Raw genomic sequence first — 2,988 nt, 5'->3', positions numbered from 1 at the left:
GGTGCTGTGCCACGAAAAGGGCCTATCTACTACGTTTTGGTCACAGGGGTCGACCATAGCCGACTTTTTCGAAAATCGGCAAGCTTTCTACCTGCGGTTTTGTTTTTGCAAATTCCGGGATGGTCGAAGGTGGCCGGTTTAACGTAGTAGATGGCCGCATTTCGTGGCAAACGGTCCGACCCAAGACCCAAGGCAGCCAACCTCGAATGGCCATTCTCGAAGTTGCGGTGGAATACGGACTGAATTGGCCCCTTAAAGGCAAAAACACTCCGTATTCCACCGCAACTTATAGGGAGATAGGCCTTAGAGGCGAGCGAGGTCATAGGCTTGTGCGGCTGACTCGCCGGCGCAGATAAGGTTGGCTGTGGCTTCTTGCGGATCGAGTGCCCGCTCCAGGTCCACGGGCTTGCGACAGATCGGCAGGACAAGGTCGATGCCCTGCTCGTACACCGCATCCAGGTTGTCGGCACGACCGCCCACGACGGCAACAACCGGCTTGCCATATCGCTTGGCACGGCGGGCCACGCCCACCGGCGCCTTGCCGGCGGCGGATTGCTCGTCCATATTGCCCTCGCCCGTTATGACCAGGTCGACATCGCGTACACGCTCGTCAAACCCCACGAGATCGAGCACTGTCTCCACGCCCGAACGCAACTCGGCACCGAGCGCCAGCAGCGCGGCGCCCAGGCCGCCGGCGGCACCGGCACCGGGCACGCCGAGCACCGAGCCGAACGTCCGTGCACCCTCGGGCACGCGCAGCAGCCCCTGGGCCCGAGCCTCGACAATTGCCGTATCGAGCAGACGACCGTAGCCGACCATCCGACTGTCGCACCTGCTCAGCGCCTCGGCGTCACCCGTCGGCAAGCCTTTCTGCCCACCAAACACCGCCAATGCGCCCCGACGCCCCACGAGCGGATTCTCGACATCCGAAAGCACAACGATACGAGCGTCATCCAAAGCCTGAAGCGCTGGCGCCAAATCAACGCTCGCCACCTGCTCAAGGCCTGCAAGACCGGGGGCGATATCGCAGCCCCGATCATCGACCACACGCGCGCCCAGCGCCTGCAGCATGCCGGCGCCACCGTCGTTGGTGGCACTGCCGCCCAAACCAATATAGAGTGTCTTTGCGCCCTTGCGAACCGCGCGAAGCATGAGCTCGCCCACGCCATAGGTTGTAGCAGCCAGCGCCGACGACTCCGTGCAAGGCGAATACCCAATGCCAGCCGCCTCGGCCATCTCGATGACCGCGGACTCGCGCTCGACATCAACTAGCATCCGGGCAGACGCGCTCTTGCCCAAGGGACCTGCTACCTCGCAGGTCACAACCTCACCGCCGCACGCGGCAATGGCGTCGAGCGTTCCCTCGCCGCCGTCTGCCAGCAGCAATGTGCACACCTCGGCATCGGGCCAAACGCGGCGCACGCCTTCGGCAACGACCTCCTCTGCCTGCGCGCTCGAAACGCTACCCTTAAAGGAGTCGATCGCCAACAGCACACGGCGGGGCCGGCGGCACGCGGCACCAAAATCGACCACCTCAACGGCGATTTCTTCGGCACACGCGAGCGCCTCGGCATGAGCGGCATGTGCCTCAAGATCGGCCCCACAACCGCAGACAGCACCATCGGTGTCACGCAGCCCACTAAAATAGCCGCTCAACACCTCACGACACTCGTCTGCCAGCACGCCGGCGGTCACATTAAACCGATGATTCAGGCGCGAGTCGGCATTCAAATCGTATAGGGATCCCAACGCACCCGCCTTGGCGTCGCTCGCGCCATACACGCAGCGCCCCACGCGCGCGTTGACCATAAGCCCCGCGCACATGCAGCAGGGTTCGAGCGTCACGTAGACCGTACAGTCGGAAAGGCGCCAGCGGCCAAGCGCCTGGGCAGCGGCGCACAGGGCCGCGAACTCTGCATGCGCCGAAGGGTCCTGGTCGAGCTCGCGACGATTATGCGCCCTCGCGACGATCTCGCCGTCGCGCACCACTACGGCTCCGATGGGCACCTCGCCCACCGCCGCGGCGGCTCGCGCCTCCGCCAACGCCTCGCGCATGAACTTCTCGTCGATTTCGGTGATCGTCATCGTTCGCCTTCCCTGTTGCAAATTCAAAACGATGCTATCATTACGACTCACGGAGAGATGGCAGAGCGGTTGAATGCGGCGGTCTTGAAAACCGTTGAGCGCGAGAGCGTTCCGGGGGTTCGAATCCCCCTCTCTCCGCCACTTTTAGTGATGCACCGGTGTCATGGTCCGCTCGAACAGCGCATCGACCACGTCGGCCATCTCGGGTCGACGCTCAAGATCGTGGCCCGATTCCCACCATATCGTGAAAAGTCGAATAATACCGCCGGCGACAAACTCAGACGTCGTCTCGAGTGACACGGGGGCCAGGGCATCCTCGGCAAGCACGTTCATCACACGCTCGCGGATGGAGCGGGCAATGCGGTCGCAAATAACGTTGGTCAGCATTCCCGACATGCTGCTCGCCAAAATGTTGTCCATGAGCTGCTCATGGGCCAGAATCAGGTCCATGGCATCGTCCAAAATCGCGTGCCGGAGCGCGCGCACGTCCTCGGCAGACACTGTGCCGGCCTCATCGGGCTGTTTTTGCGGCAAGCCGGACATGAGCTCATCGATATAAAAGGCAAAGTAATCGTTCTTGTCGCGAAAGTGCTTGTAGAACGTCGTGCGGCGAATCATGGCGCGGTCGCACAGCATGGCAACCGTCAGGTCCTCAAAACGATGCTCCTCGAGAAGCTCGGTGAAAGCATCGAACAGGGCACGGTAGGTTTTCTTAATGCGAAGGTCCACTGGTATCGCCATCCTCAGGGCAAAGACAACACTCGTCAATCTGTCGCATATCTTACACCTGTACCTCGCGCGTTTTACCCCGGTGCCGACCCCGCCGAGGTTGATTTCCGATCTCAGCCGAACACATTGAGCAAATAGGCCGTTCCCGCACCTAGCCGAACGCTCCCGCGGCCC

General features: G+C 62.0%; 2 protein-coding genes and 1 tRNA gene. 1 reads left to right on the top strand and 2 read right to left on the bottom strand.

The features are described from left to right. Positions 1-303: 303 nt before the first annotated feature. On the bottom strand, positions 304-2,085 hold the full coding sequence (tadA, locus tag AAAV21_RS10060) for a tRNA adenosine(34) deaminase TadA (RefSeq protein WP_349109390.1): 1,782 nt from the start codon (positions 2,083-2,085) through the stop codon (positions 304-306). Positions 2,086-2,136: 51 nt separating this feature from the next. Here tadA and AAAV21_RS10055 point away from each other — a divergent pair. Next, positions 2,137-2,226, top strand: a tRNA-Ser gene (locus tag AAAV21_RS10055). A gap of 3 nt (positions 2,227-2,229) precedes the next feature. On the opposite strand, the gene AAAV21_RS10050 is transcribed toward AAAV21_RS10055, so the two are convergent. Then, entirely contained in the window at positions 2,230-2,814 is a 585-nt protein-coding gene (locus tag AAAV21_RS10050) for a TetR/AcrR family transcriptional regulator (protein ID WP_099432361.1), read from the bottom strand. Between the last annotated feature and the right edge of the window lie 174 nt (positions 2,815-2,988).

Source organism: Collinsella sp. CLA-AA-H302, assembly GCF_040093305.1.
Classification (GTDB): Bacteria; Actinomycetota; Coriobacteriia; order Coriobacteriales; family Coriobacteriaceae; genus Collinsella.
Note: the sequence above shows the minus strand (reverse complement) of the source record. Positions and strands in the feature narration are given on the sequence as shown.